We start from the raw sequence: 21,704 nt of genomic DNA, 5'->3' as shown, positions 1-21,704 counted from the left end.
GATAGTATGTCCAGATTAAAACTTTTCTTGCCTCTGATTATTTTTATTGGATTGGCCGCACTTTTTTGGCGCGGCCTGTCCCTGAATCCGCAAGAAATGCCCTCCGCGTTGCTTAACAAGCCGGTGCCGGAATTTTCCCTGGAGAATGTTGCCGATAGTAATCAACTGTTGCAGAAGAGTGACTTACCAAAAGCGCCGCACTTGCTCAATGTGTGGGCGACCTGGTGTGTTGCTTGCCGGGTGGAACACCCCTATCTGAATGCCTTGGCGGAGCAGGGTGTCCCTATTGTTGGGGTCAACATGAAGGATGAGGACGAAGCTGCAATCAAGTGGCTGGAGAAATTCCACAACCCTTATATTTACAGCCTTGCAGACAGGGAAGGGCGCCTGGCCCTCGACTTGGGGGTTTTTGGAGCCCCGGAAACTTTCCTGGTGGATGCCGAGGGTACCATTCGCTGTAAGCATGTAGGCGTAGTGGATAACAAGGTGTGGCAAACCAAGCTACAGCCCCTTTACGAAAAGCTGAAAACCCAGCATTGGGACGAGTTTGCCGGTGACCTATCAGATTCCCTCGTCTCCCGTTGTCAGTGAGACCGAAGAAAAGAAAAGCCGCTTTATCTGTTGGTTGGGCCCGGTCGAAGATAAGGTGGAATTTCAGCAGCAACTTGACCTGGTTCGTGCAACATATCCGGATGCCAGTCACCACTGTACAGCATTGGTGATTGGCAACCCTTCCAATCCTGAAGTGATGCAAGCGGATGATGATGGTGAGCCTGGCGGCAGCGCCGGTCGTCCTATGCTGGAATTGCTGCTCAAACAGGGTATCGGTAATGTCGGAGCTATAGTTACCCGTTATTTTGGTGGTACCAAGCTGGGGGTTGGGGGTCTGATGCGGGCCTATAGAGGCTCAGTTGGCAGCGCCCTGCAAGAGGTCAGGCTCGACACTTTTGTACCTCTGGAAAGTATTGTCGTTGGCTGTAATTTTGCCCAGGAATCCCGCTTGCGTTTCCTGGTAGGGCGTCATCAGGGAAGCTGTGGGCCGGCAGAATATGCGAGCAAGGTTGCTATTCCCATCTCCCTGCCAAGTAGTGAATGGCCGTCTTTACGATTACAGCTTCTGGCTGAAAATTTTGAAGTACAGGATTAACTAAATAATCCCATTGTTCTTCAGCTGCTTAATTTCTGTTTCTGAATATCCCAATTGGGAGAGAATGTCGAAGTTATCCTGCCCCATTGTTGGGGCTTGCTTGAACTCTGGCATTTCTTTGTCACAGCGAATTGGCGGTGCGAGAATTTTAATTTGCTTTCCATTGTCATCATACATTGATTGTATTTTGCCATTCTCTGTGACAAATGGGTTGGTCAATGCTTGCTCCACGTCATAAATAGGAGCTGCAGGAACGCGACTCGAAAATAGTTTAAGCCACTGGTTAGTCGTCTTCTTACTGAGAATCATATCCAGTATTTCTGTGAGTTGATCTCGATTTTTTAGGCGTGTTTTGAAATCCAAAAATCTGGAGTCAGTGGTTAACTCAGGGTGCTCTATAGCCTTACATAGTTCTGTCCAGAATTTTTCCTTATTACACATTAGGTAAATCCAGTCGTCTTTGGTCCTATACAGTTGGCAAGGGGTAAGGGAAAAATGAGCCGAGCGGGGCTGTCGATGCTGGTTGTGCCCGGCATTCAACTGCCACATAGCTACATAGTTTAAATTATATAGTGCGTTATCAAATAAGCTGATATCGATATCTCTTCCCTTTTCCGTTTCCCTGGCACTGAAAATACCTGATACCAATCCAAGTGCCATAGCTACCCCGGTAGATAGGTCCACTAGTGAGAGGCCGCAACGTGTGGGTGGTCCGTCGGGTTCTCCTGTCAACTTGAAGTAACCGGCCTCCGCTTGCATGGGATAATCGTAGCCTGGCCAAGATGCTCTTTCTCCACTCCTGCCAAAAGCGGTTAGGTGGGCGCAGACAATTTTAGGGTTGACCTTTTTAAGGGCATCAAAAGTGATTCCCAATTTTTCAGGTACGTCACCACGTAGATTACCGGTTACCCCATCAGCAGTTGCAACGAGCCTATGGAGTATTTCCTGCCCTTCTCTCGATGTGAGGTTAAGGGACAAGCTCCGTTTATTGTGGTTGAGTCCCTGGAAAAACAAGCTGCTGTTATCTGATTTTTCACCTTTTATAAAATAGGGTCCAACGGTGCGGGCCACATCCCCACCATGGGAAATATCCTCAATTTTTATGATTTCAGCGCCTAAATTGGCGAGAAATAATGTGCCAAAGGGGCCTGCGCCATATTGTTCTACGGCGATTACCCGCAAGCCGGAAAGAGGGAGCATTGAGAAGTTCACCAATCTTTGTTTATCGTCAATTACGATTTTAGGACAGATAAATCTGGGAGTGCTTCCCAGCAGTATTGATTAAGGAATGGGAGGCTGGCGCAAAAAAGGGTTTCAGTCCGATAAGCCATTTTAATTGACAGCGCTTAATGAGCTCATGATTTTTAGGGCTGCTAATATGCTGGGATAGATCTAAGTATGAAGATGTCATTAAGAGTTAAATTTTAAAGATTTGGGCGAAGAAACCTGGTAAGGCGAAAGTGCAAATGATGGACCATGAGACAGTTTGTTTTTTTCGCAGTATTTTGTTTATTCCCGCTACACGTCCCGACAGATATATAAAAGCGTTAATGAGCGAAGCCGATGTAGCATGTGTTGATCTGGAAGACGCTGTTGCACCAGGTGAGAAAGAAGCTGCCAGAGAGAAAGTCGTCGATTTCTTTAAAGCCAAAACCTCAAATTCTATCCAACGGGCATTGCGAATTAATCACCTGGCAAGTGAGCAGGGATTGAGAGACATGTTGTTGATATTGAAGATGGAGCCGTTGCCAGACATCGTTATGATACCGAAGGTGGAATCCTCCGAGGAGATCGCTTGGTTTAACGAAGTCATGACCTCTCTTGAACACCCTGTCAGATTAATACCCTTGGTTGAAACGACAAAAGGATTGGAAAATGCCATCAAAATTGCAATGGCGCCAAATGTAGTGGCTATCGGTTTTGGTTCAGCAGATTACTCATCCGAAGTAAGGGGAGATATGAGCTGGGATTCCCTGCTGTATGCTAGAGGGCGTATTGCGCAGGCAGCTGGACATGCCAATATAGCGGCAATTGATGGGCCCTGGTTGGATCTAGGCGATGACCGCGGCCTGCTTGAGGACACACAAAAAATAACGGCATTGGGTTTTACTGGAAAAATTGCACTACATCCGGGTCAATTGCGGGGAATACATCGGGGAGTCTCTCCGTCGGAAGAAAGTCTACGTCAAGCGCAAAAAATTGTAGATGCTTACAGGGCAAACAGGGGAGGGGTCTTGGTGGTCGATGGCCGGATGGTGGATATACCTGTGGTTGAGCGGGCGCAGCGGCTGATCAACCTGGCTAATAGGAAATAGCCATTCAGTTACGGCCAGGTAATTTGCTTTTCAGGACTTTATTTATATGGAACATCTTTGTTATCCCGGATATATAAGGGTAGGCGATAACCGATATAGGGAGAGATACGGTTTGGATTTTGAAGATTTTCAGGTGGGTCAGGTTTTTAAACACCGCCCCGGAGTCACTATAAGCCAGCAGGATAATGTCGAAGAATGTATTACTACATTTAACCAGGCAATGATACATTTTGATTCAAATTATGCAGCACAGACAGAGTTCAAGCAGCCACTAATTGTGACCACATTGATTGTATCGCGCCTGATGGGAATGACCTGGAAAACGTTCAATCGGCGAAAAAGCATACTGGAGTGGAAAAGTATTGACATGCTCGCACCAGTATTTGGTGGGGATACTCTCTATGCCGAAAGTGAAATCTTATTTGTTGGTGCAACTTCCAAAGACTCAGACGCAGGCCTGATAGAAGTCGCTGTTCACGGCATTAACCAGGATAAAGTAAAGACGAATGAAATGCGTTGTAGTATGTTGATTTTCAAGCGGGATCATCTACCGTTTTCCGCAAATAATTACTAATGATTAAATCAATAGATTACGTTGGAGAGCCATTGTGAAGGATTCATTCAGTTTTCTCCGTGAGGTTGAGCCCAATGTATTTATTGAAACTTATGGGGTAGATTTTGAGGATTTTGAAGTAGGCCAGGTTTTTGAGCACCGGCCGGGCCACACCTTCTCAGAAGCCAGCTCACTGAGCTATGCAGGCAATGTATTTGATCTCAGCCCCGGTTATGCTGATCAACGCTATGCCCGAAGGGTCTATGGTGACCGGATAAAGGTATCTGAGACTTTTGTTTTAAGTGCGATGGCTCTTACAACCAAAACATTTGGTAAAGTCGTGGCAAACTTGAGTGTGACGGATTGTAAGGTTGAACCAGTATATGTTGGTGATACTTTATATTTTGAATCAGCAATTCTCGGAAAACGCAAATCCAAATCACGCCCCGATCAGGGACTGCTACATGTTAGTTCACGTGCGCATAATCAAGATGGCGCTTACGTATTAAGTTTCGAACGGAAACTGCTAGTTTACAGACGCCATGTTGGTCCTTATACAGCTGCCGGCTACTAACTAATAGGATCAAAGTGTTCTGGGGGTCGATTATATAATGTGGTTCTTTAACCAAAAGCTCATTAATTCTAATATTATCAAGGGTATCAATATTCAATAAGTGTGAGAATACCACCTTGATGGAAACAGTATTTTCCACCATATATTTGACCCGATCTCACCTCAGGGGTTAGATTCCTTAGTAGTTTCAAAGATATTGTTTGCTGTACATGGTCAATGCTGAAAACTTCAGCGTCGAGGAAATCAAAATATTGTTTTACTTTTGGGTAGAGGGCTTTGAACAGGCTTTCCTTGATAGAAAATATCAAAGTTAACCAGTTGGCGTAAGGTAAGCCGGAATTGGAGAGTAATAGCTTTTCCTTTTCACTCACTATCAGGTTACTAATTTCATTGGCGGTCTTATCTGTCACGGGTAATTCATAATCAATACCAAGCCCAACAGATTGTCTGCTGATTGCACAAACAGCTCTATTACCCGCATGTGTGATAGATCCAATCACACCTTTTGGCCATTGCGGGGACCGGTCCTGCCCAATCGGAATATCAATATTTTGATAACCATAATGATTTAAAGCTTGTTGGGCACAATACCTCCCTGCAAGAAACTCAGATTTACGTTTGTCTCGAGCTAAACGAACATCTTCAGATAAAGTAACATCCAGGGCCTTAAATAAAAGGTCGCTATACTCCTTGGGATTGAATTCACACTCGAATAGCTGACCCTGTAAAGGAAGCTTGGTAATTGGCCTTACTTCCGAAATAAATTCTTTAGTTCCCTGATTTTGAGGTGGAGTGCTTGTATGTATCATGGTGACATGAAGGTTGGTGTCTATATTCTTTGCTTCAATCTCGCTTCCCCCCTTGTTATCCGAGGATAGAAGTAAGGATGTAAAATAGGATTTGCGAAGGTAGTAATTTCAGTATCATTGTCACAGATAGCTGGAGAACTGCAAGAGAAAAATAAGGATCTTTGAAAAAATACTATCTCTATTTACCCCTTCGCTATAATTCCCTAAATACCAAAGTTATCGCTGGTTAATTTCTGTGCAGCCCAGCGATTGATTGTAGTTGTTAGTATGGTTCTATGAGGTATCTCAGAGTAAATCAAGCCCCTTAAAAGCTACTTCTACTACAGGTTAGGGCACTAACGTGGAAAGTTAATTTGCATACTTATCCCTGGGAATTGAGAATATCCATAGCAGTTGTGTTTCGAGAATCGGTAGAGAAGCAGTACAAATCTATTTTTTTAGGATAGTTTCTCAGTTACTTTGAGTAGCTCAGCAATTTTTTTGCTAATTGATGACAAGATATTTGACGTCAAGAAATCCGACGTGATGATCAAATCTCACCAGGTCGGTATTCCTTTTAATCTCTCCCTAAAATAATCACTCAACTTAACGATGCTCTGCTCTAAACAAACTGATTTGCTCGATAATTAACCAGCGGGCTCCGGAAGTGTATGTGCATAAATTTGTGCCGTGACGAAAAGTGACGAGGCCTGGACTGTAAGTTCAATTACCGTGACTGCTATTTCTGAATAGTAACTTGATTAGCTTAAAATAAAATCATAGGGTTGTGTACTGATGGATATTTCGGGATAGTTGTCATGATCACTTTATAAATGTTAAGTTATCTATGAATTGGATAAGCGGCGTTTCAGTGGCGAAGTTATCCAAATGATCAATTAAAATGGGTAAATTTGAAGTAATTGAATATAGTGGCAATATTTCAGTAAAAGCTTCTGATATTGTTTCAAATTGATTCGAAATCTTTCAGAGCTTGATAGAAAGTTACCGTAGCTTAGCATACGTTGTGGTGGGAGCCTTATTCGTACTACCGTTTTAACTATTCCAGTAGCATTGGTTTAAGACTATCGAGGAAACTGGAACCAAGGCCTGTGAGCTACTAGGAGAACCGGCCTGATGGTATGGCAATGTATATGATCCGCAAAATAATTAATTTAATTAGTGGATGTAGCTGGCTTCACGATGCAAAGCCCTGTGGCCGAATAATTTTCATTGCACGAACTATTTATGACTTTACCTTTGTGTTATGGCTACCAAGATGACTAATCTATCACTTTTCAGTGAATTATAACCCCCTCAGAATTTACCAAATACTTAAGGAGGTATGAATGAACATCGAAGTAACATCAACCCCACAAAAAGAAGATTTAAAATTTATTAGCGAGGGGATAAAAAAATATAATCAGAAGTATATTCCGGATGATGTTGTATTTGAAGAAGATGCTAAATTTGCAGTGTTTGCTAAAAGTGAAAATGGAGAAATTCAAGGTGGCATCCGGGCAACAGGGTTCTGGAACTATTGCATTATCGAGTTACTTTGGTTGTCGGAGGATACCCGCGGTCTAGGTGTTGGTAGTGAATTGGTGGCTGCTGCTGAAAAATATGCTCTTGAAAAGGGGTTTCAATATATTCGCACGGAAACATTAAGCTTCCAGGCTCGTCCTTTTTATGAAAAACTTGGCTTTAAAGTTTATGGTGAGTTGCCAGATTACCCCAAAGGACATACAACATACTGCCTAGTAAAAAAGTTATAACAATGTGTTCTAGGGGCGCCCTATCAAGTAGCCCCAAAAGTCAATGCTAGGTGGTTGTTCAGCTAAGGTTCATAGTTTAATAGAGAGAATATTAAACTTTGAATCGGAGGTTCAGCATGTACGAAGATTTAGCATTAAGAGCAACCATGACGGAGTTTCCTCAATCATTACGTACGAAGATCGATATTAATTCCGGTTTGAAGGAAAGAGCTTAGCTTGACGGAGAGTGTTCTTAAGATTCCCTCATAGCACTCAACTATGTTGCTAAGTATTAGTTGTGAAGCTTAGTAGGTTATGAATCAGGGTTTTGGCACTTATGTAATGGCAGTAATTATCTAATTTTAAGTAATAGTGATGCTGTGGGGTGTATAGCATGGATTCCGTAAGAGCTTCTATCCTAGAAAGCCACGAGACAAATGGTTAAAGCTGGTTAAGGGCGCAAAACTCAGCCTGCTATTTTAGGTGTATTAGACAAAAAATATGAAACAGTTTTCAGAATTGACGATTAAGATTTTGGCGGCATATCTGGTTCTAAGTAATTTAGGAAATGCCCTACCGTTTATCATTGCACCTGCATCTTGGGGTATCAGTGGGCCAATACCCATTGCTCCCGTTCTTGGATCGATAGTAGTGCCAGCTGTTATTGGCATAATTCTTTGGGTATTGGCTCCAAAAATAGCACCTAAAATCATCAGATCTACCGATGGGGATACCTCTATTTCTGAGAAGGGACTGGTGGCGGCTGGCACTTTTCTTATAGGAGTCTACTGGGCTTTAAAGTCTGTGGGAGTTATTGTTGGCCAGCTTTTTACTCAGGGAACTATCAATTACGGTTATGTCACTGTTTTGCTAATTTCACTCGCAATGATTTTTGGTGGTAGGTTTGTTACTACCATGTACCATCGATTACGCACAGCAGGTACGGGTGTATAACCAGGTATAGTACTTGGTTATCCACCTTTTTACTGGTTGCTTTATGCACATTTCTGGACTAGATATATAGCATTGTCCTCTGATGAGAACGGCAATAAAAGAGAGTTGATATGAAGAAGATTGTTTTTTTTATTTCTTTGTTAATATTTGCTAACAACGCCTTTGCATTGAGATGCGGCAACGAGTTGATATCGGTAGGAGACATTAAGTATAAGGTGTTGAGCGCTTGCGGCCAGCCCGTAAGTGAAGAGGTTATTGGGTATATTGATCGGGAAGATGCTGCGGGGAACAGGGTTCGGGTAATGAAGATTGAGGAGTGGATCATTCAAGTTACTAATTATGGAAAAACTAATTACTACAGTTTGGTTTTTGAAGGGAATAAGCTTTTTAAGATAAATGCTGTTGACCAAAATTGATTGTGTCGTGTTTTCAACTTCCTGTGCTTCACAAGCTGTTGGTCAAGGGCTGGCACTACATGTTAGCCTCATCGCTATCTTATATGATTTTCAGGTAAGCAAGTACTTGTTTGGTGTGACTGGTATATACATACCTTTAGTCTATAGATATGGAATTAGCATTTTATAATAGACTGTTTGGTGAAATCAAAAACTCTGAGTTAACAGTTTTGTTATCTACCTGGAAACATGATTGTTGTCCAAAACTTAGTGTATATCTGAAATATATCGTCAAATATATTGGTTTAGGATAAGATATGAATGTGAACTACAGGCTTGGAAAAAAGGATGATTGTCGCCGTATTGCAGAGCTAGACTATATTGCGTCTGACGGAGCTGTAGAGTATCTATTTCATGATTTGATACCTAATGTGCCAGCTATTGAAGTGCTTTCCAATGGTTTGGAGCAAGATATTTATCCACATACTTTCCGTAGTTGTATTGTTGCTGAGTCTAATCAGGAAATCGTCGGGGTAGCTTTGTCTTATCCTGCAAAGTTCCACTGTATAACAAAAGAGTTAGTGAATTTTCTTCCCCCGGATCGTTTAAATAGGTTTCGAGAATTTTATTCCAGCAGGGTTGAAGGGAGTTATTTTCTAGATGCTATGTGTGTTGATGAGGCATATCAACAGAGAGGGATTGGAAAATCATTGCTGGAACAGACGAAAGAAAAAGCAAGAAATGAAGGCTACAGTGAGCTAAGTCTTATCGTATTTTCTGACAATACTATAGCCATTAAGCTTTACGAAGAGCAAGGATTCAAAAGCATTAAGAATGTTAAATTGGAATCACATCCACTTATTCCACATGTTGGTGGGTGTAAACTGATGAAATGCTTGTTGTAAGGAGTTTATGTTGTAAACAGATTAAACAATGGTTTATTTTAGTATATTGCCTAATGAGGCAGCAGGTTAAGTTTTCAGTAACCCTGATGTTTAGTGATATGCGCTTGCGATAGCGGAAAAATCATAAGATGCATATAAATGATTTCATTCCAATATGGCGCCTTCTAACTTACTGATATTCACAAAATGTAAGCCCGTCAAGAGCTGGCGCAATCTGGGGCAGCCTTGAGTGCTAACCGGGCTAAACAGGATCTCTCTAGTACTAGTCCGCACAGATTACCTAAGACTTTCTTGGGTTATTCTTGTTGGTGACATTGCTTGCCGTGGGTGTTTGGCTGAGCGCTTATTTCTCTATTTAAAAGTGTATCAAAATTCAGTAGGAAAGACTGATAACTTCTTATTAAGTCTAGATTTACAGCTATGACAAATTACAAGAAAAATTTGCAAGTTCGAGCTGTCAATTAGAAGTCATTTGATTAGTGACTAGCTTTATCTGCATGAAACATAACTTCTTGATGTCATCACAGAAAATCTTAATTTTTCTTTTTTTAATTTTCACGCGAGATTAATCCTGGCTGTAAGTTGATGTATTTTTGCGTGCTTGGCTAAAATGTGTTGATCGGTTAGGCTTTCTCGAAATTGTTAGGCTCACTTCGGTGGTTTCTTAGGCGAGATACCTGGGCTAACTCTTAGTGGAAACCAGTTAGTAAAAATGTAACAAATGATTGCATCACAATATGGCCGCTACATAGTTTTCACTTGATTCTCATCAGGTTACGTTACTAGTGGGGAGTGTCAGGCGGTAGGATGTAAGATTAATAATATATTTTTAAGGGCTTCGTGATTCTAGTTAATAAGTTAACACTATTCTTTCTTATATTTCGGTTTGCAACTTGGTTACAGAAATAGGCTGTATTTCAGTAGAATCTATTTGGCTGGAGTTCCTGAGGTGAATTTTCCAGTCACAACAGTTTTATAGTTGTAAGGTTTGACCATTATATACCAAGTGTCAGAGCCAATATGGATATTCTCTATACAGGAGGGGGTTCACTGACCCCGCAACGTAGAGTAGGTTAATCAAAAAACTATTGAAATCCAATGGATAATTTTTAAGTTTTTGGAGCATAGGTGGCGGAGACTAAATTTTTATGGTGCAAGTTGGTATGTTGATTGTAAAGCTTCAGCAAATGAACATTTCAACAGCATTAATCTTCAGTTTGGGTTTTCCGAGTGTGAACGTTGTGGTTACTTCTGGTTTAAAAAAGGGGGCAAGAGTATAGGGAGTTTAATGAATCTTTAAAGTGTGTATGTCTGATTTTAATAATACGTGTTTGGTTGCCTAAAGGGGACTTTCAAACACGCTAATCAAGTAAAAATGGATAGATCGATGCTTAAAAATAAGATTTATAAAAAGGCTTTAAAAGGGATTGTCGGGGTATTATTTATTTCTGTGAGCTGGCAGGCACAGGCGTTAACCTGCCCGCAACTGGAAGACGTTCAATTGCCACCCAAGTGTAACTCTACAGATCTGGAAAGCTGCAACGTCGCAGTGCAGAATATTATTCCTGCAGCGGCGTGTGCAATTTTTGAAGTGTCTCCCGCTGCTAATGACGCTACTTTAGTGCTCCGTTTTACGACGCTAATTACCAACTCTTGGTTTGATGCCACAGCCCCTTATCATCCGACTGCCAAAGGAGTTTACTCAGATATTGCTCGGATGGCTGAGCCGACAGATAACAGTGAGTTAAATATTGCACTTTCCTATGCGTCTCATAAGGTATTGAATGGGTTGTTCCCACACTTGGTATCTGAATGGGATAATCTGTTACTTGAGTTAGGGTTGGATCCTGATAACTTTTCAGAAGATACTACTACCCCGATTGGTATAGGGAACTATGCCGGTAGAAAAGTATTGGAAGGGCGTGTTAATGACGGTATGAATCAGCTGGGTAATGAGGGTAATCAGTTGTATCACCGCTTACCTTATGCCGATTATACCAATTTCAAACCAGCTAACACTGCCTATAAATTACGTTTTCCTTCGAAGTGGCAGCCAGCAGTTTTAATGGAGCGCCCTGGCGTATATCGGGTTCAACAATTTGTCACGCCCCAGATAGCGCTGACGACGCCATACAGTTATGAGTCTCCGGATGAATTCACTTCGCCGGTACCTCTAAAATCGAAAATATGGAACTATCCAAGTTACGTGGCGCAAGTAAATGATGTTTTGACTACGTCAGCTAACTTAACTGATGAGCAGAAAATGAAGGCAGAGCTGTTTGATATGAAGATCTTCAGCTTAGGCTTTGCTGCTGTGTTTGCATCGGAGGCTCAGGGTTTATCGCTGATGGATTTCATTCATTACGATTTCCTGACTAATATGGCTGCCTTTGATACTGCTATTGCGATTTGGAAGGAGAAGCGTCGACACAATTCCGTACGCCCCTTCTCTGCAGTTCGGTATATTTATAAAGACGAGCCTGTTACTGCCTGGGGAGGAGTGGGAAAAGGAACGGTAAATGATTTGCCTGCTAGTCAGTGGACCAGCTATTTGCCTGTTGCTGATCACCCAGAGTATCCGTCTGCTTCTGCCAGCTTTTGTGCCGCGCATGCTGAAACAAGCCGCCTCTTTTTACCCCAAGGTGATACATTGGGCTATACCGTGTCAGCGTTTGCAGGAAGCTCGCAGATTGAGCCAGGCATAACACCACAAACCGATTTGTCTTTGCACTTCCCAACCTGGACTTCATTTGAAGAAGACTGTGGTAATAGTCGTGTTTGGGGAGGTGTGCACTTTGAGCCCTCAGTTCCGGCGGGCCAGGCGATAGGTCACCAGGTTGCAAACCGTGCTTATCAATTTTATCTTTCTAAAGTGGCGGGTGAATAACAGGTAGAAGTTGGGATGGAGGATATATTTATCAATCAATATGATAAATGTTTATACCCTCCATTCCATTTTAGTTGTAAGGGTAGCGTAAAAAAATTCTGGTTTGTTATTCTATTAGGTACATGAAACATTACATTTGGAAAATGAACAATTGCTCTGTTGGGGTAAGCAGCATGGATACTTCAGCTGATTTCTATAGCTATCTTTTCAAATGAGATTCTCGTTACGAATAGAGCTGCTTCAAGACTGGCAATTTGCTGCAGAATACAACCGGTGAGGGCCATATTCTCAACGGTTTCTATTGCTTGCTTCCTGTTTCTTTTGGATACGGATATAAACTTCTTCTCGGTGAACAGATAAGGATTTAGGGGCATGTATTCCTATCTTTACCTGATTACCGTTAACCTCCAATACGGTGAGAGAGACATTCGCCCCAATTCTTAGGTTTTCGCCAGTCCGGCGTTTCAAAATCAACATTTTTATTTCCTGTTAATACTTAAGTCATGGGTGGGCGCTTTTGGGTGAAAAGCTTAGAAGTCGACATCTGGAGGGCTTGAGGGGTGGGGCGCGGGAGCGGTGGGCACAAAATAGGAAAAGGCGAACGCTAGGCTCCCGGAGCTTGGAAAGTCGCTCCAAGCTGCTGAATATTCTCGACTTTATTGAATGCGAGCGGGTTTCTAGCGTACTATGCATATAGCCAACTTGATAGGATCGATATCAATTTGGTTAGCTGGCCCCTGGTGTTGGTAGCACCTTGGGTCAGCGCCTTTTCTCTATTCTTAGGTCACGCTACCGCTCTCCTATTGAAGGGTGGATCATTGTGAAAGTTTTAGGCTCCTTTAAGGTATGAGCCTTACACAGCTTGCTTGATAACCAGCCGCAATACTGATAAATATCTATTGATTTTACGCGGCTTTGACACAGATAAAAACCAAATAAAATCCGATAAGATTATTCGTGCGCCTAATTTTTTACAGGCACTATTATTTTTTCGGATTTTTAGGTGGTTAAAGGAATCTCATGTTTTTACAAGTTAAGCATATTTGTAGTATCTGACTTAACCGGTTCCGCAGCTCATCCAGCTGATTTCGAGGCTCTTTTTTGTGTGGGATTTTGGGTGGCGGTTGATAGGGCTTCTTTGTAAGTGTTAGTTGATTTTGGCTTCCTTTGTACTAAGGGACCAGGTTTGCCATTGCTGTTCTACAGATGCGCCCAGCTGCTTATAGAAATCTTGCGCATTGATATTCGAGCAAAGTACTTCCCACTTTATTTTTGTACTACCTTGCTTGCGGGCTTCATGGATCAGTTGTTGCATTAAAGATTTGCCTATTCCTTTTCGGCGGTATTTCATACTGTCATTTACATATAGTTCCTTAATCCAGAACCAGGGAGTTAAGTCATAAGTAAATGGCAGGGGGTAAAAGGCCAAGTAGCCAACAATTACTCCATTATCTTCAGCGACTAGACACTTGAAATCTGCTTGATCGAATAGCCGGCTTTTCAGTTCACGCTCGTTGACTTTGAACTCAGTTAGGTAACCTTCAAATTTGGCGAGGGCACGCATCATTTTTAATAATTGGGCACCATCGCAAGGCATTGCGTAACGTATTTGCATTGGTCTCTTTTTTCTTTATTGGAATTCAGGTTGGGGAGACGATTTTGGGCGCAGTCCTGCGCCCCCTTGATTTCTGAATTGGTGAGACAAGATCCAACTTGCTTACTCGGCGTTGGTAGTTTCGCTATCTTTAATAAGATGAAATCCTTCATCTATCCAACCAGTAACACCACCAATCATCTTTTTTACCGGGCGACCCAACTTGGCAAGCTTGATAGCGGCTTTCTCTGTGGCATTGCAGTGGGGGCCTGCACAGTAGACAACAAACAGTGTATTGGCTGGATAGTTGGATATAGATTTTTCATTGATACGTTGGTGGGGTAGGGAGTGAGCGTCCTGGATGTGGCCTTGCCGGAATGATTCTTCGCCACGGACATCCAGCAGAACAAAATCCCGTCGCCCATTGGTAATGGCATGGTGGACATCCCAGCAGTCGGTCTCGTAGGCCAGCAATTCCTGAAAATGAAGCAGGGCTTGTTGGCTGCTGGCTGGGGCGAAGCGGCTTACAGCTGAGCTCATAAGTATCTCCTTGGTTCTTACTCTCATAAAAGCTTGTGCATAGTTTGTTCCTTGGCTGACAATTAGGCGATTGGCTTGAACGCCAAATAGCGTTAAGTTTGAGCCAAGCGTTGAATGGTGATGACTGATAAAGGGGCTGGGCCAATGGGGTGTAGTGATCCAAAGCGAGTAGCGATTCTGGTGCACCGGCAAGTTGCCTTGTTTGAACTTGGCTGCGCGACTGAGCTGTTCTGTTTGTCTCGCCCGGGTATGGATGAGCTCTATCAGGGTGAGGTGGTCTCCTTTGCCCCAGAAGCCCCGGTAGGCGTGGGCGGGGTGTCTCTGCAATGTAAGCAGATCAGCAGTTTGTTGGATTACGATCTGCTAGTGGTTCCCTGCTGGTCTACTACGTCACTGGCCAAAGATCGTTATTTGGACTCTTTGTACGGTGCTCTGGAGGGGTTCGTTGCGGAGGGTCGGCAAATCCTGACTTTCTGCTCGGGTTCATTTCTGCCTGCTGAAGTTGGCTTGCTCGATGGGAAGCAAGCTACTACCCACTGGCGCTATGGGGATGTCTTCAAACAGCGTTTTGCCAATGTGGAGTACGTGGGGGATGTGCTTTATGTTTGGCAGGGTGCGCTGGCCTGTTCGGCTGGCAGCTCGGCGGCAATAGATCTGGGGATAGAGTATTTGCGTCGCAACCATGGCCAAGAGTTTGCCAACTCTGTGGCTAAGCGCTTGGTGATGGCTCCCCACCGACAGGGAGGGCAGGCCCAGTTCGTGGAGACTCCAGTTCCCAAGCGGCCAGACCATTTCGCGGGGGCGCTGGATTGGGCCCTTGCCAATCTGCATAAACCTATCATGGTGGGGGACCTGGCAGAGCAGGCCCATCTTTCACGTCGCAGTTTTGATAGGAAATTCCGCCAGTCTATGGGAGTCGCTCCGAAGGCGTGGTTGATTCAGCAGCGTTTAAGGATGGCGCAGAAGGCGCTGGAGTCCGGCAAGGAGAGTGTCGATCTTGTAGCGCAAATTGCAGGCTTTGAGTGTAGCGCAACCCTTCGCCACCATTTTCGCAAAGCCTTCGGTATATCCCCCGGGCAATACCAAAGGCAATTTGCCTGTCCGGAAAGGCTTGGGGTTATAAAAGAGGAGTGAGTCTTTGACGATGAGAGCAGGGGGGCTTACTGGCTGGAAGCCGATTCCTTCCGTTGATACAACCCTAGCCGCGAACAGGTTATGATTCGCCCTTTATTGCCTGAATTCAGTACAGGAAACAAAGGATTTATGACCAAGCAGCGCGTATTGACCGGTATTACAACTACCGGCACTCCTCACCTGGGTAACTATGTTGGCGCCATTCGCCCGGCTATCGCCGCCAGCCAGGACGAGAATAACCAATCTTTTTACTTCCTGGCCGATTATCACGCGCTGATCAAGTGTCAGGACCCGGAACAGGTACATCAATCCACCCTGGAGATTGCCGCCACCTGGCTGGCTTTGGGTCTCAATACAGACAATGTCGTGTTCTATCGGCAGTCCGATATTCATGAAATCCCGGAGTTGACCTGGCTGCTGACCTGTATGACTGGCAAGGGCCTGATGAACCGCGCCCACGCATACAAGGCTGCCGTGGATGCTAACCGTGTGGATGGCGAAGATTCTGACTTCGGTGTGACCATGGGTTTGTATAGCTATCCGATCCTGATGGCTGCAGACATCCTGATGTTCAATGCCAATAAAGTGCCGGTGGGCAAGGACCAGGTCCAGCATATAGAAATGGCTCGCGATATTGCCCAACGCTTTAATCACCATTATGGCGAACACTTCGCGCTGCCAGAGGCGGTAGTGGACGACCATGTTGCCGTATTGCAAGGGCTTGATGGTCGAAAAATGAGCAAGAGTTACGGCAATACTATTCCGTTATTCCTGCCTGAGAAGAAACTGAAGAAGCACATCAATAAGATCAAGACGAATCTTCTGGAGCCAGGAGAACCTAAAGATCCTGATACTTCAACGGTCTTCCAGATCTGGCAGGCATTCGCTACTGAAGAGCAAACCGCAGAAATGCGTAAGGCGTTTGAAGAGGGTATTGCATGGGGGGAGGCCAAGAAGCAGCTATTCGAGCTGGTTAATGGTCAGATCGGTGAAGCCCGTGAACGGTATAACACGCTGCTTGAAAACCCATCTCAGATTGAAGCAGAGCTTGAAAAAGGGGCGGCTAAGGCGAGCGCTTACTCTGCTCCGTTTATTGAGAAATTGCGCCATGCGGTAGGTATCCGCAAGATCGGTAAGTAATGTTTTGAATTAAAGTTGGGAGGCTATGGCTTCCGTAGCCGTCCTATAGATAAAAGAGCATTAATAAAAATATAACGATACAACAGGGATTCATTATGGAAAATGTTCAAGCTAACCCTGCAGAGGGTGGCGACGCGAACAAGAACGGCTGGATCAACCGGGCCCTCAACTTTATTGAAGTGGTGGGGAACAAGCTTCCCGACCCGGCAGTACTCTTCCTCGTATTAATGGTTGCTATCTGGGTGCTGTCCTGGATGTTGTCTGGAGTAAGTTTCGATACCTTGCATCCAGCCACCGGTGACGCAATCCAGGTGACCAACCTGCTCTCCAGTGGGGAGCTGGCTCGCTTCCTCTCCAGTATGGTGACCACCTTTACGAGCTTTGCTCCACTTGGTGTGGTGCTCGTGGCCATGCTGGGCGTTGGCGTTGCAGAGCAGAGTGGCTTTATTAATGCCGTTCTGAAAAAGCTACTGGCGGTGACCCCGCAGATGCTGCTTACCCCGATGCTGATTCTGGTGGCGATTGTCAGCCATACCGCTGTAGATGCCGGTTATGTATTGGTGATTCCCTTGGGCGGTGTGATCTTCTATGCGGCTGGCCGTCATCCTTTGGCAGGTATCGCTGCGGCTTTTGCCGGGGTATCCGGTGGCTTCTCAGCAAACTTTGTTCCTTCGGCCATTGATCCCTTGCTGCAGGGCTTTACCCAAACCGCGGCACAGATTGTTGATCCCGAGATTCAAGTAAACCCTCTCAATAACTGGTTCTTCACTTCGGCTTCCTGTCTCGTAGTAACTATCTTGGGCTGGTGGCTCACCGATAAGGTGATTGAGCCCCGCCTGAAGAATGTCGCCATTGATGGGGACAAAGAAGATATGCCAGTAATGCAGGAGCTGGGTGCTCGCGAGAAAAAGGCGATGTACCTGGCAGTGACTGTCATGGTGGCTGGAGTTGTGGGCCTTATCGCCTGGATGTTGCCAGAGACTTCTGCATTGCGCGACTCCCAGGGGCAATTGGCCTCCTTTAGCGCGCCGGTTATGAAGTCTATTGTGCCGCTGATCTTCTTACTGTTTGTTATCCCTGGAGTTGTATTTGGATATGCCGCTGGGACCTTCCGTAAAAGTAAGGATGTGATCGATGCGATGTCCAAGACCATGGGCTCCATGGCTTACTACATCGTGATGGCATTTTTCTGTGCCCTGTTTATTTCTGAATTTGCCCGCTCCGGTTTAGGCACCCTGTTGTCAGTAGAGGGAGGCAGCCTGCTGGCTGCCATGAATCTGCCGGGCCCAATTACCCTGATGGGTATTATTGTGCTGGTGGCATTTATTAACCTGTTTGTGGGCTCGGCCTCTGCTAAATGGGCGCTGCTCTCGCCCATTTTTGTACCCATGTTGATGCAGATTGGTTTCTCTCCGGACCTGACCCAGGCGGCATACCGTGTAGGTGATTCTTCCACCAACATTATTACGCCGTTAATGCCTTACTTCCCACTAGTAGTTGTCTATTGCCAGCGCTACGTGAAGGGAACAGGCATTGGTACACTGGTATCTATCATGTTGCCCTACTCGGTGGTGTTCCTGATCTGCTGGTCCATATTCCTGGTGATTTACTGGAATCTGGGTATGCCTTTGGGGCTGCAAGCCAGCTATACCTATCCAACGCCATAATGAGTAGCACCGGTGTGGTTTTACCCGCCCCGGGATGCATCATTTCAGTTTCCACTCAGAGGTGTCCGGGTTCCTGGGCGCCTCTTTCCCAAGCTCTCCCCAACTAAAAATCAGCCTGATCTTTGCCAGGTAGTCCCTTCTATTCATCTTTTTAAATATAAAAATATTGATTAATTCATGGCTTGTGCTGGGTATGAGCGAGGCTGAATTTCGATGGTCCCATGTGCCTACACCTCGCTCCTCCAGAGTATCTATTTCAGGCGCAGGTTTGCTCCCTTGCCTGCAATAAGGACACGGGCCAGACCGCATTAGTAAAAAAATGTTCTAATAATGTTGTAAGTGATAACGATTCCTATTAAGATCCGCGTCAACTTATTTCGGTAGCAACTGCTGCGGCAGATAATATTTCCACTGAATTTTGAGGGATATCCATGGGCACCGCTCGAATCCAAGGTTTACGCCAAAACTCTTCTCCCATTCTTTCTGGGCTGAGCCACTCCCTGTTGGCATTGGCTATTGCAGCAGGCGGCTCTACTGCAGCTTTTGCAGCAGAGGATAAGAATGAGGGTATTGAAGAGGTTCATGTAACCGGCGAGCTGAACCTGTCCCGCCAGACTTCTATTGGCAAGCAAGATATTCCGGTTGATGAGACGCCGTTCTCTATTTCTCTGCGCGATAAAGATTTCTTCGATGTAACTGGCTCTAAAACTGTGCAGGATATCCTGCAGTACTCTGCCGGTGTGAATGGTGGCTTGTTTGGCGTTGATGCTCGCGGTGACTGGTCTACCGTTCGTGCTGTTGAGCCAATCATGTTTGTCGACGGACTAAAAACTACTTTCGGCAGTTATACCGGTTCACGTGCAAACCTGTATGCCTTTGAGCGTGTAGAAATCCTCAAGGGGCCTTCTTCTGTGCTTTATGGACAGGGTTCTACAGGCGGTATAGTTAACTTGGTATCCAAACGCCCCAAAGAGGAGTTTGGCGGTGAGCTGATGGTACAGGGCGGTGACTATGATCGAAAAGTTATAGCTGGTGACGTAACAGGTGCTTTCGATAGCGATGGCGAGTGGCTCTATAGGGTAGTGGGTTACGCTCGCGATGCTGATGCTCAAGTTGATCATGTTGATGATGACAGCACCCTGTTAATGCCTTCCGTTTCCTGGCGCCCCAGTGCGGATACTGAGATTACTTTCCTGGTGAATCACCAGGAAGAAAAGACCGGTACCACTGCAGCTTTCCTACCTTGGGGCGGTACCATTGTCGATAACGTAAACGGTGAAATCCCGACTGACACATTTATTAGTGAGCCGGGTTGGGATAAATACAATACTGAGCAAACCGCTTATAGTTTGTGGGTTGATCATCGCTTGAATGATAGCTGGGGTATCAATGCGGGCCTCCGTTATTCAAAAGGGGATGTTGACTACAACTCGATGTATGCTGACTACACACTTGCACTGCGTCTGCAAAAAGACCTCCGTGAAGTATCGCGGACTGTCTATATGAAAGATGCGAAAAGCGACCTTTTGATTTTTGACCTGCGCTTGTCAGGCGAGCTGACTACAGGCTCTCTTGAACATCAAATTTCAGCGGGTGTTGATAGCCAGAATGCAGAAATCGATAACAGTATTTTAAGAGCCCGTGGCTACGGTGGTGATATCGATATTTTTGACCCGGTTTATGGTTATGTGCCAGAGGGACTGGAAGGGCTGGATAGAGAAATTACCGATGTCAATGCTGAGCAAGTAGGTATTTACTTCCAGGACCAAGTTAGCCTTGGGAACTTTATTTTTAATTTGGGCTTGCGTGAAGATAGGTTGTCTTCTAGGACCCATAGCAATGTTTCTACGAAGGCTAGCGACAAGCAGAGAGAGACGGAACTCACAAAAAGATTTGGCGTGATGTATGCCTTCGACAGCGGTGTATCTCCCTATGTTAGTTATTCAGAATCTTTTGAGGCTGTTTTAGCAGATCCGAATAGCCAGGGCGGTACCTACGAGCCTGTGAAAGGGGAGCAGATTGAAGCCGGTATTAAATACCAGCCAGAAGGTACTAATATCCTGATGACTGCCTCTGCCTTTGAGATTAAGCAGAAAAATCGCTTAACTTTCGGTCCTGACAGGTCCTATCGACAAATCGGTGAGGCGCAGATCGATGGATTTGAGCTTGAGGCCAGTGGGCAGTGGGGTAATCTGACACTGGTGGCTAATTACAGCCAGATGGATACTGAAATAGTAGAGAGTAGCGATCCATTTGAGGTTGGCACTGAAATTGAGACTGTGCCTGAGGAGCAATTCTCTCTTTGGGGAAACTATGACTTTAGTGAGTGGGTACCTGGTCTAAGCGTTGGAGTAGGGGCTCGTCATGTTGGTGACAGTTACACCGGTATTGATAAAGTTCATGCGCAGTTGGTAACTGCTTATGCCGAGCAGGCTGCTTATTACGATTATGTTTTTGCAGATTTCCCTACCGAAAATCCTTCTTACACCCTGTATGACGCTACTATCGGCTATACCCTGGAAAGCTGGAAGTTCCAACTGAATGTGAAGAACCTGACTGATGAAATTCACACGACTTCTTGCCTGAGCCGCGGTGATTGCTTTTACGGTGAGCGCCGTTATGTAACTGCTGAGGCACGTTACACTTTCTAAGTTAGAGTAGGCTGGGAGTTTGTCCACAGGGGGAGTCTGTGGGCAGACTCCCTTTTTTACGTTTTAACAATCAGCCGGGAAGCGAAATTTCCCAGTGTGGTGGTTATGCAAGATTCCTTTTACTTCGTTGCTGGGCTAGCCAGTGTTTTTGCCTTTGCAGGTATTTTTTCCTTGTACTCGGCTTGGTCCAGTAAGGGGGCTCAGCCATTACGTAGTTGGCTTGGTTGGGCAATGCTGGTTTTGTCGGCCGTTGGCTGGAGCCTGGCAGTCGGTACAGAATTTGGGATCAGTATTGCCGCCTTAATAGTAATGCTCGGTGTATTTGCATTACTTGCCGTTAGGGGTGAATGGCCCAGCGGCCCCCGGCCTATTGAAAAGCAACGATCGGGTGGTGTTTCAGAGCCCGGAGCCCTGCGCCAATTGTGGTTGCGGGGCATTTTGCGTTTTTTAAGTGCCACATTTTTACCCTTGGTGAGCGGGATCGTTGCCGGGTTGCTTTTCTTTGGTTTTACCGGCCTCTCTGATAGTTGGCGACTAGTTGGTGGTGCTTTTGTTTCGGTGACCATATGGACCCTGGCGATGGTGTGGGTTTGTGCCGACAAAAAATTGTTGCGTCCTTCGGCAGGCCTGCTGGCATTTTCAGTGCTCAGTGGCCTGATGTTGAAACTTGCCATTCCCGCTGTGGCAGCTTAGTAAAACGGACCTGAGT

General features: G+C 45.0%; 20 protein-coding genes. 15 read left to right on the top strand and 5 right to left on the bottom strand.

All coding sequences use genetic code 11. The features are described 5' to 3' along the window. Nucleotides 1–6 precede the first annotated feature (6 nt). Together ACJJIP_RS13415 and ACJJIP_RS13410 are read left to right on the top strand one after the other, a co-directional pair. Nucleotides 7–591: a DsbE family thiol:disulfide interchange protein gene (locus ACJJIP_RS13415; RefSeq protein WP_020414750.1), complete on the top strand. Its 585-nt coding sequence runs from the start codon at nucleotides 7–9 to the stop codon at nucleotides 589–591. Then, entirely contained in the window at nucleotides 554–1,147 is a 594-nt protein-coding gene (locus ACJJIP_RS13410; RefSeq protein WP_444945330.1) for an IMPACT family protein, read from the top strand. Before ACJJIP_RS13415 ends, ACJJIP_RS13410 begins: the two co-directional genes overlap by 38 nt. On the opposite strand, the gene ACJJIP_RS13405 is transcribed toward ACJJIP_RS13410, so the two are convergent. After that, nucleotides 1,148–2,347: a CaiB/BaiF CoA transferase family protein gene (locus ACJJIP_RS13405; RefSeq protein ID WP_353375061.1), complete on the bottom strand. Its 1,200-nt coding sequence runs from the start codon at nucleotides 2,345–2,347 to the stop codon at nucleotides 1,148–1,150. 266 nt (nucleotides 2,348–2,613) lie between these two features. Here ACJJIP_RS13405 and ACJJIP_RS13400 point away from each other — a divergent pair, with 266 nt between their 5' ends. The 3 genes from ACJJIP_RS13400 (at nucleotide 2,614) to ACJJIP_RS13390 (ending at nucleotide 4,589) form a co-directional block, all read left to right on the top strand. Then, nucleotides 2,614–3,462 carry an HpcH/HpaI aldolase/citrate lyase family protein gene (locus ACJJIP_RS13400; RefSeq protein ID WP_444945329.1) on the top strand — a complete coding sequence of 283 codons (849 nt, stop codon included), beginning with the start codon at nucleotides 2,614–2,616 and terminating at the stop codon, nucleotides 3,460–3,462. 112 nt (nucleotides 3,463–3,574) lie between these two features. After that, nucleotides 3,575–4,036 (top strand): MaoC family dehydratase, encoded by a 462-nt coding sequence (locus ACJJIP_RS13395; protein WP_353375063.1) that lies wholly within the window; start codon nucleotides 3,575–3,577, stop codon nucleotides 4,034–4,036. A gap of 34 nt (nucleotides 4,037–4,070) precedes the next feature. Then, nucleotides 4,071–4,589 (top strand): MaoC family dehydratase, encoded by a 519-nt coding sequence (locus ACJJIP_RS13390; RefSeq protein WP_444945328.1) that lies wholly within the window; start codon nucleotides 4,071–4,073, stop codon nucleotides 4,587–4,589. Between the two features lie 86 nt (nucleotides 4,590–4,675). On the opposite strand, the gene ACJJIP_RS13385 is transcribed toward ACJJIP_RS13390, so the two are convergent. Further along, nucleotides 4,676–5,398: a 4'-phosphopantetheinyl transferase family protein gene (locus tag ACJJIP_RS13385; protein ID WP_444945327.1), complete on the bottom strand. Its 723-nt coding sequence runs from the start codon at nucleotides 5,396–5,398 to the stop codon at nucleotides 4,676–4,678. Between the two features lie 1,325 nt (nucleotides 5,399–6,723). Between ACJJIP_RS13385 and ACJJIP_RS13380 the strand changes: the two genes are divergently transcribed. From ACJJIP_RS13380 to ACJJIP_RS13360, 5 genes are all read left to right on the top strand, one after another. Then, on the top strand, nucleotides 6,724–7,149 hold the full coding sequence (locus tag ACJJIP_RS13380; protein WP_444945326.1) for a GNAT family N-acetyltransferase: 426 nt from the start codon (nucleotides 6,724–6,726) through the stop codon (nucleotides 7,147–7,149). Nucleotides 7,150–7,629: 480 nt separating this feature from the next. Further along, on the top strand, nucleotides 7,630–8,082 hold the full coding sequence (locus ACJJIP_RS13375; protein ID WP_444945325.1) for a hypothetical protein: 453 nt from the start codon (nucleotides 7,630–7,632) through the stop codon (nucleotides 8,080–8,082). Nucleotides 8,083–8,192: 110 nt separating this feature from the next. Next, on the top strand, nucleotides 8,193–8,498 hold the full coding sequence (locus ACJJIP_RS13370; protein ID WP_444901887.1) for a DUF2845 domain-containing protein: 306 nt from the start codon (nucleotides 8,193–8,195) through the stop codon (nucleotides 8,496–8,498). A gap of 296 nt (nucleotides 8,499–8,794) precedes the next feature. Next, nucleotides 8,795–9,382 carry a GNAT family N-acetyltransferase gene (locus tag ACJJIP_RS13365; RefSeq protein WP_444901886.1) on the top strand — a complete coding sequence of 196 codons (588 nt, stop codon included), beginning with the start codon at nucleotides 8,795–8,797 and terminating at the stop codon, nucleotides 9,380–9,382. Nucleotides 9,383–10,769: 1,387 nt separating this feature from the next. Next, a complete protein-coding gene (locus tag ACJJIP_RS13360; protein WP_444945324.1) occupies nucleotides 10,770–12,269 on the top strand; it encodes a vanadium-dependent haloperoxidase in 1,500 nt (499 codons plus the stop codon). Nucleotides 12,270–12,557: 288 nt separating this feature from the next. Here ACJJIP_RS13360 and csrA read toward each other — a convergent pair whose 3' ends face one another. The 3 genes from csrA to ACJJIP_RS13345 form a co-directional block, all read right to left on the bottom strand. Next, a complete protein-coding gene (csrA, locus tag ACJJIP_RS13355; RefSeq protein ID WP_020414762.1) occupies nucleotides 12,558–12,746 on the bottom strand; it encodes a carbon storage regulator CsrA in 189 nt (62 codons plus the stop codon). Nucleotides 12,747–13,416: 670 nt separating this feature from the next. Next, nucleotides 13,417–13,884 carry a GNAT family N-acetyltransferase gene (locus ACJJIP_RS13350; protein ID WP_444901884.1) on the bottom strand — a complete coding sequence of 156 codons (468 nt, stop codon included), beginning with the start codon at nucleotides 13,882–13,884 and terminating at the stop codon, nucleotides 13,417–13,419. Between the two features lie 102 nt (nucleotides 13,885–13,986). Next, on the bottom strand, nucleotides 13,987–14,403 hold the full coding sequence (locus ACJJIP_RS13345) for a rhodanese-like domain-containing protein (protein WP_444945323.1): 417 nt from the start codon (nucleotides 14,401–14,403) through the stop codon (nucleotides 13,987–13,989). A gap of 120 nt (nucleotides 14,404–14,523) precedes the next feature. Here ACJJIP_RS13345 and ACJJIP_RS13340 point away from each other — a divergent pair, with 120 nt between their 5' ends. The 5 genes from ACJJIP_RS13340 (at nucleotide 14,524) to ACJJIP_RS13320 (ending at nucleotide 21,688) form a co-directional block, all read left to right on the top strand. Then, on the top strand, nucleotides 14,524–15,537 hold the full coding sequence (locus ACJJIP_RS13340) for a helix-turn-helix domain-containing protein (RefSeq protein WP_211214960.1): 1,014 nt from the start codon (nucleotides 14,524–14,526) through the stop codon (nucleotides 15,535–15,537). Nucleotides 15,538–15,666: 129 nt separating this feature from the next. After that, on the top strand, nucleotides 15,667–16,677 hold the full coding sequence (locus ACJJIP_RS13335; RefSeq protein WP_020414766.1) for a tryptophan--tRNA ligase: 1,011 nt from the start codon (nucleotides 15,667–15,669) through the stop codon (nucleotides 16,675–16,677). A 95-nt stretch (nucleotides 16,678–16,772) separates the two neighbouring features. After that, nucleotides 16,773–18,344: an AbgT family transporter gene (locus ACJJIP_RS13330; protein WP_020414767.1), complete on the top strand. Its 1,572-nt coding sequence runs from the start codon at nucleotides 16,773–16,775 to the stop codon at nucleotides 18,342–18,344. A gap of 431 nt (nucleotides 18,345–18,775) precedes the next feature. Beyond that, nucleotides 18,776–20,995, top strand: coding sequence for a TonB-dependent siderophore receptor (locus tag ACJJIP_RS13325; RefSeq protein WP_020414769.1), 2,220 nt, complete (start codon nucleotides 18,776–18,778; stop codon nucleotides 20,993–20,995). Nucleotides 20,996–21,100: 105 nt separating this feature from the next. Beyond that, nucleotides 21,101–21,688, top strand: a complete 588-nt coding sequence (locus ACJJIP_RS13320; protein WP_353375074.1) for a hypothetical protein — start codon at nucleotides 21,101–21,103, stop codon at nucleotides 21,686–21,688. The last annotated feature ends 16 nt before the right edge of the window (nucleotides 21,689–21,704 follow it).

It is taken from the genome of Microbulbifer variabilis (assembly GCF_052467165.1).
Note: the sequence above shows the minus strand (reverse complement) of the source record. Positions and strands in the feature narration are given on the sequence as shown.

Excerpts from the sequence above, each read along its gene's own strand:
- ACJJIP_RS13415 (WP_020414750.1), top strand. The coding sequence starts at position 7 with ATGTCCAGATTAAAACTTTTCTTGCCTCTGATTATTTTTATTGGATTG.
- ACJJIP_RS13405 (WP_353375061.1), bottom strand. The coding sequence starts at position 2,347 with ATGCTCCCTCTTTCCGGCTTGCGGGTAATCGCCGTAGAACAATATGGC.
- ACJJIP_RS13400 (WP_444945329.1), top strand. The coding sequence starts at position 2,614 with ATGATGGACCATGAGACAGTTTGTTTTTTTCGCAGTATTTTGTTTATT.
- ACJJIP_RS13385 (WP_444945327.1), bottom strand. The coding sequence starts at position 5,398 with ATGATACATACAAGCACTCCACCTCAAAATCAGGGAACTAAAGAATTT.
- ACJJIP_RS13380 (WP_444945326.1), top strand. The coding sequence starts at position 6,724 with ATGAACATCGAAGTAACATCAACCCCACAAAAAGAAGATTTAAAATTT.
- ACJJIP_RS13375 (WP_444945325.1), top strand. The coding sequence starts at position 7,630 with ATGAAACAGTTTTCAGAATTGACGATTAAGATTTTGGCGGCATATCTG.
- ACJJIP_RS13370 (WP_444901887.1), top strand. The coding sequence starts at position 8,193 with ATGAAGAAGATTGTTTTTTTTATTTCTTTGTTAATATTTGCTAACAAC.
- ACJJIP_RS13365 (WP_444901886.1), top strand. The coding sequence starts at position 8,795 with ATGAATGTGAACTACAGGCTTGGAAAAAAGGATGATTGTCGCCGTATT.
- ACJJIP_RS13360 (WP_444945324.1), top strand. The coding sequence starts at position 10,770 with ATGCTTAAAAATAAGATTTATAAAAAGGCTTTAAAAGGGATTGTCGGG.
- csrA (WP_020414762.1), bottom strand. The coding sequence starts at position 12,746 with ATGTTGATTTTGAAACGCCGGACTGGCGAAAACCTAAGAATTGGGGCG.
- ACJJIP_RS13350 (WP_444901884.1), bottom strand. The coding sequence starts at position 13,884 with ATGCAAATACGTTACGCAATGCCTTGCGATGGTGCCCAATTATTAAAA.
- ACJJIP_RS13345 (WP_444945323.1), bottom strand. The coding sequence starts at position 14,403 with ATGAGCTCAGCTGTAAGCCGCTTCGCCCCAGCCAGCAGCCAACAAGCC.
- ACJJIP_RS13340 (WP_211214960.1), top strand. The coding sequence starts at position 14,524 with ATGACTGATAAAGGGGCTGGGCCAATGGGGTGTAGTGATCCAAAGCGA.
- ACJJIP_RS13335 (WP_020414766.1), top strand. The coding sequence starts at position 15,667 with ATGACCAAGCAGCGCGTATTGACCGGTATTACAACTACCGGCACTCCT.
- ACJJIP_RS13330 (WP_020414767.1), top strand. The coding sequence starts at position 16,773 with ATGGAAAATGTTCAAGCTAACCCTGCAGAGGGTGGCGACGCGAACAAG.
- ACJJIP_RS13325 (WP_020414769.1), top strand. The coding sequence starts at position 18,776 with ATGGGCACCGCTCGAATCCAAGGTTTACGCCAAAACTCTTCTCCCATT.
- ACJJIP_RS13320 (WP_353375074.1), top strand. The coding sequence starts at position 21,101 with ATGCAAGATTCCTTTTACTTCGTTGCTGGGCTAGCCAGTGTTTTTGCC.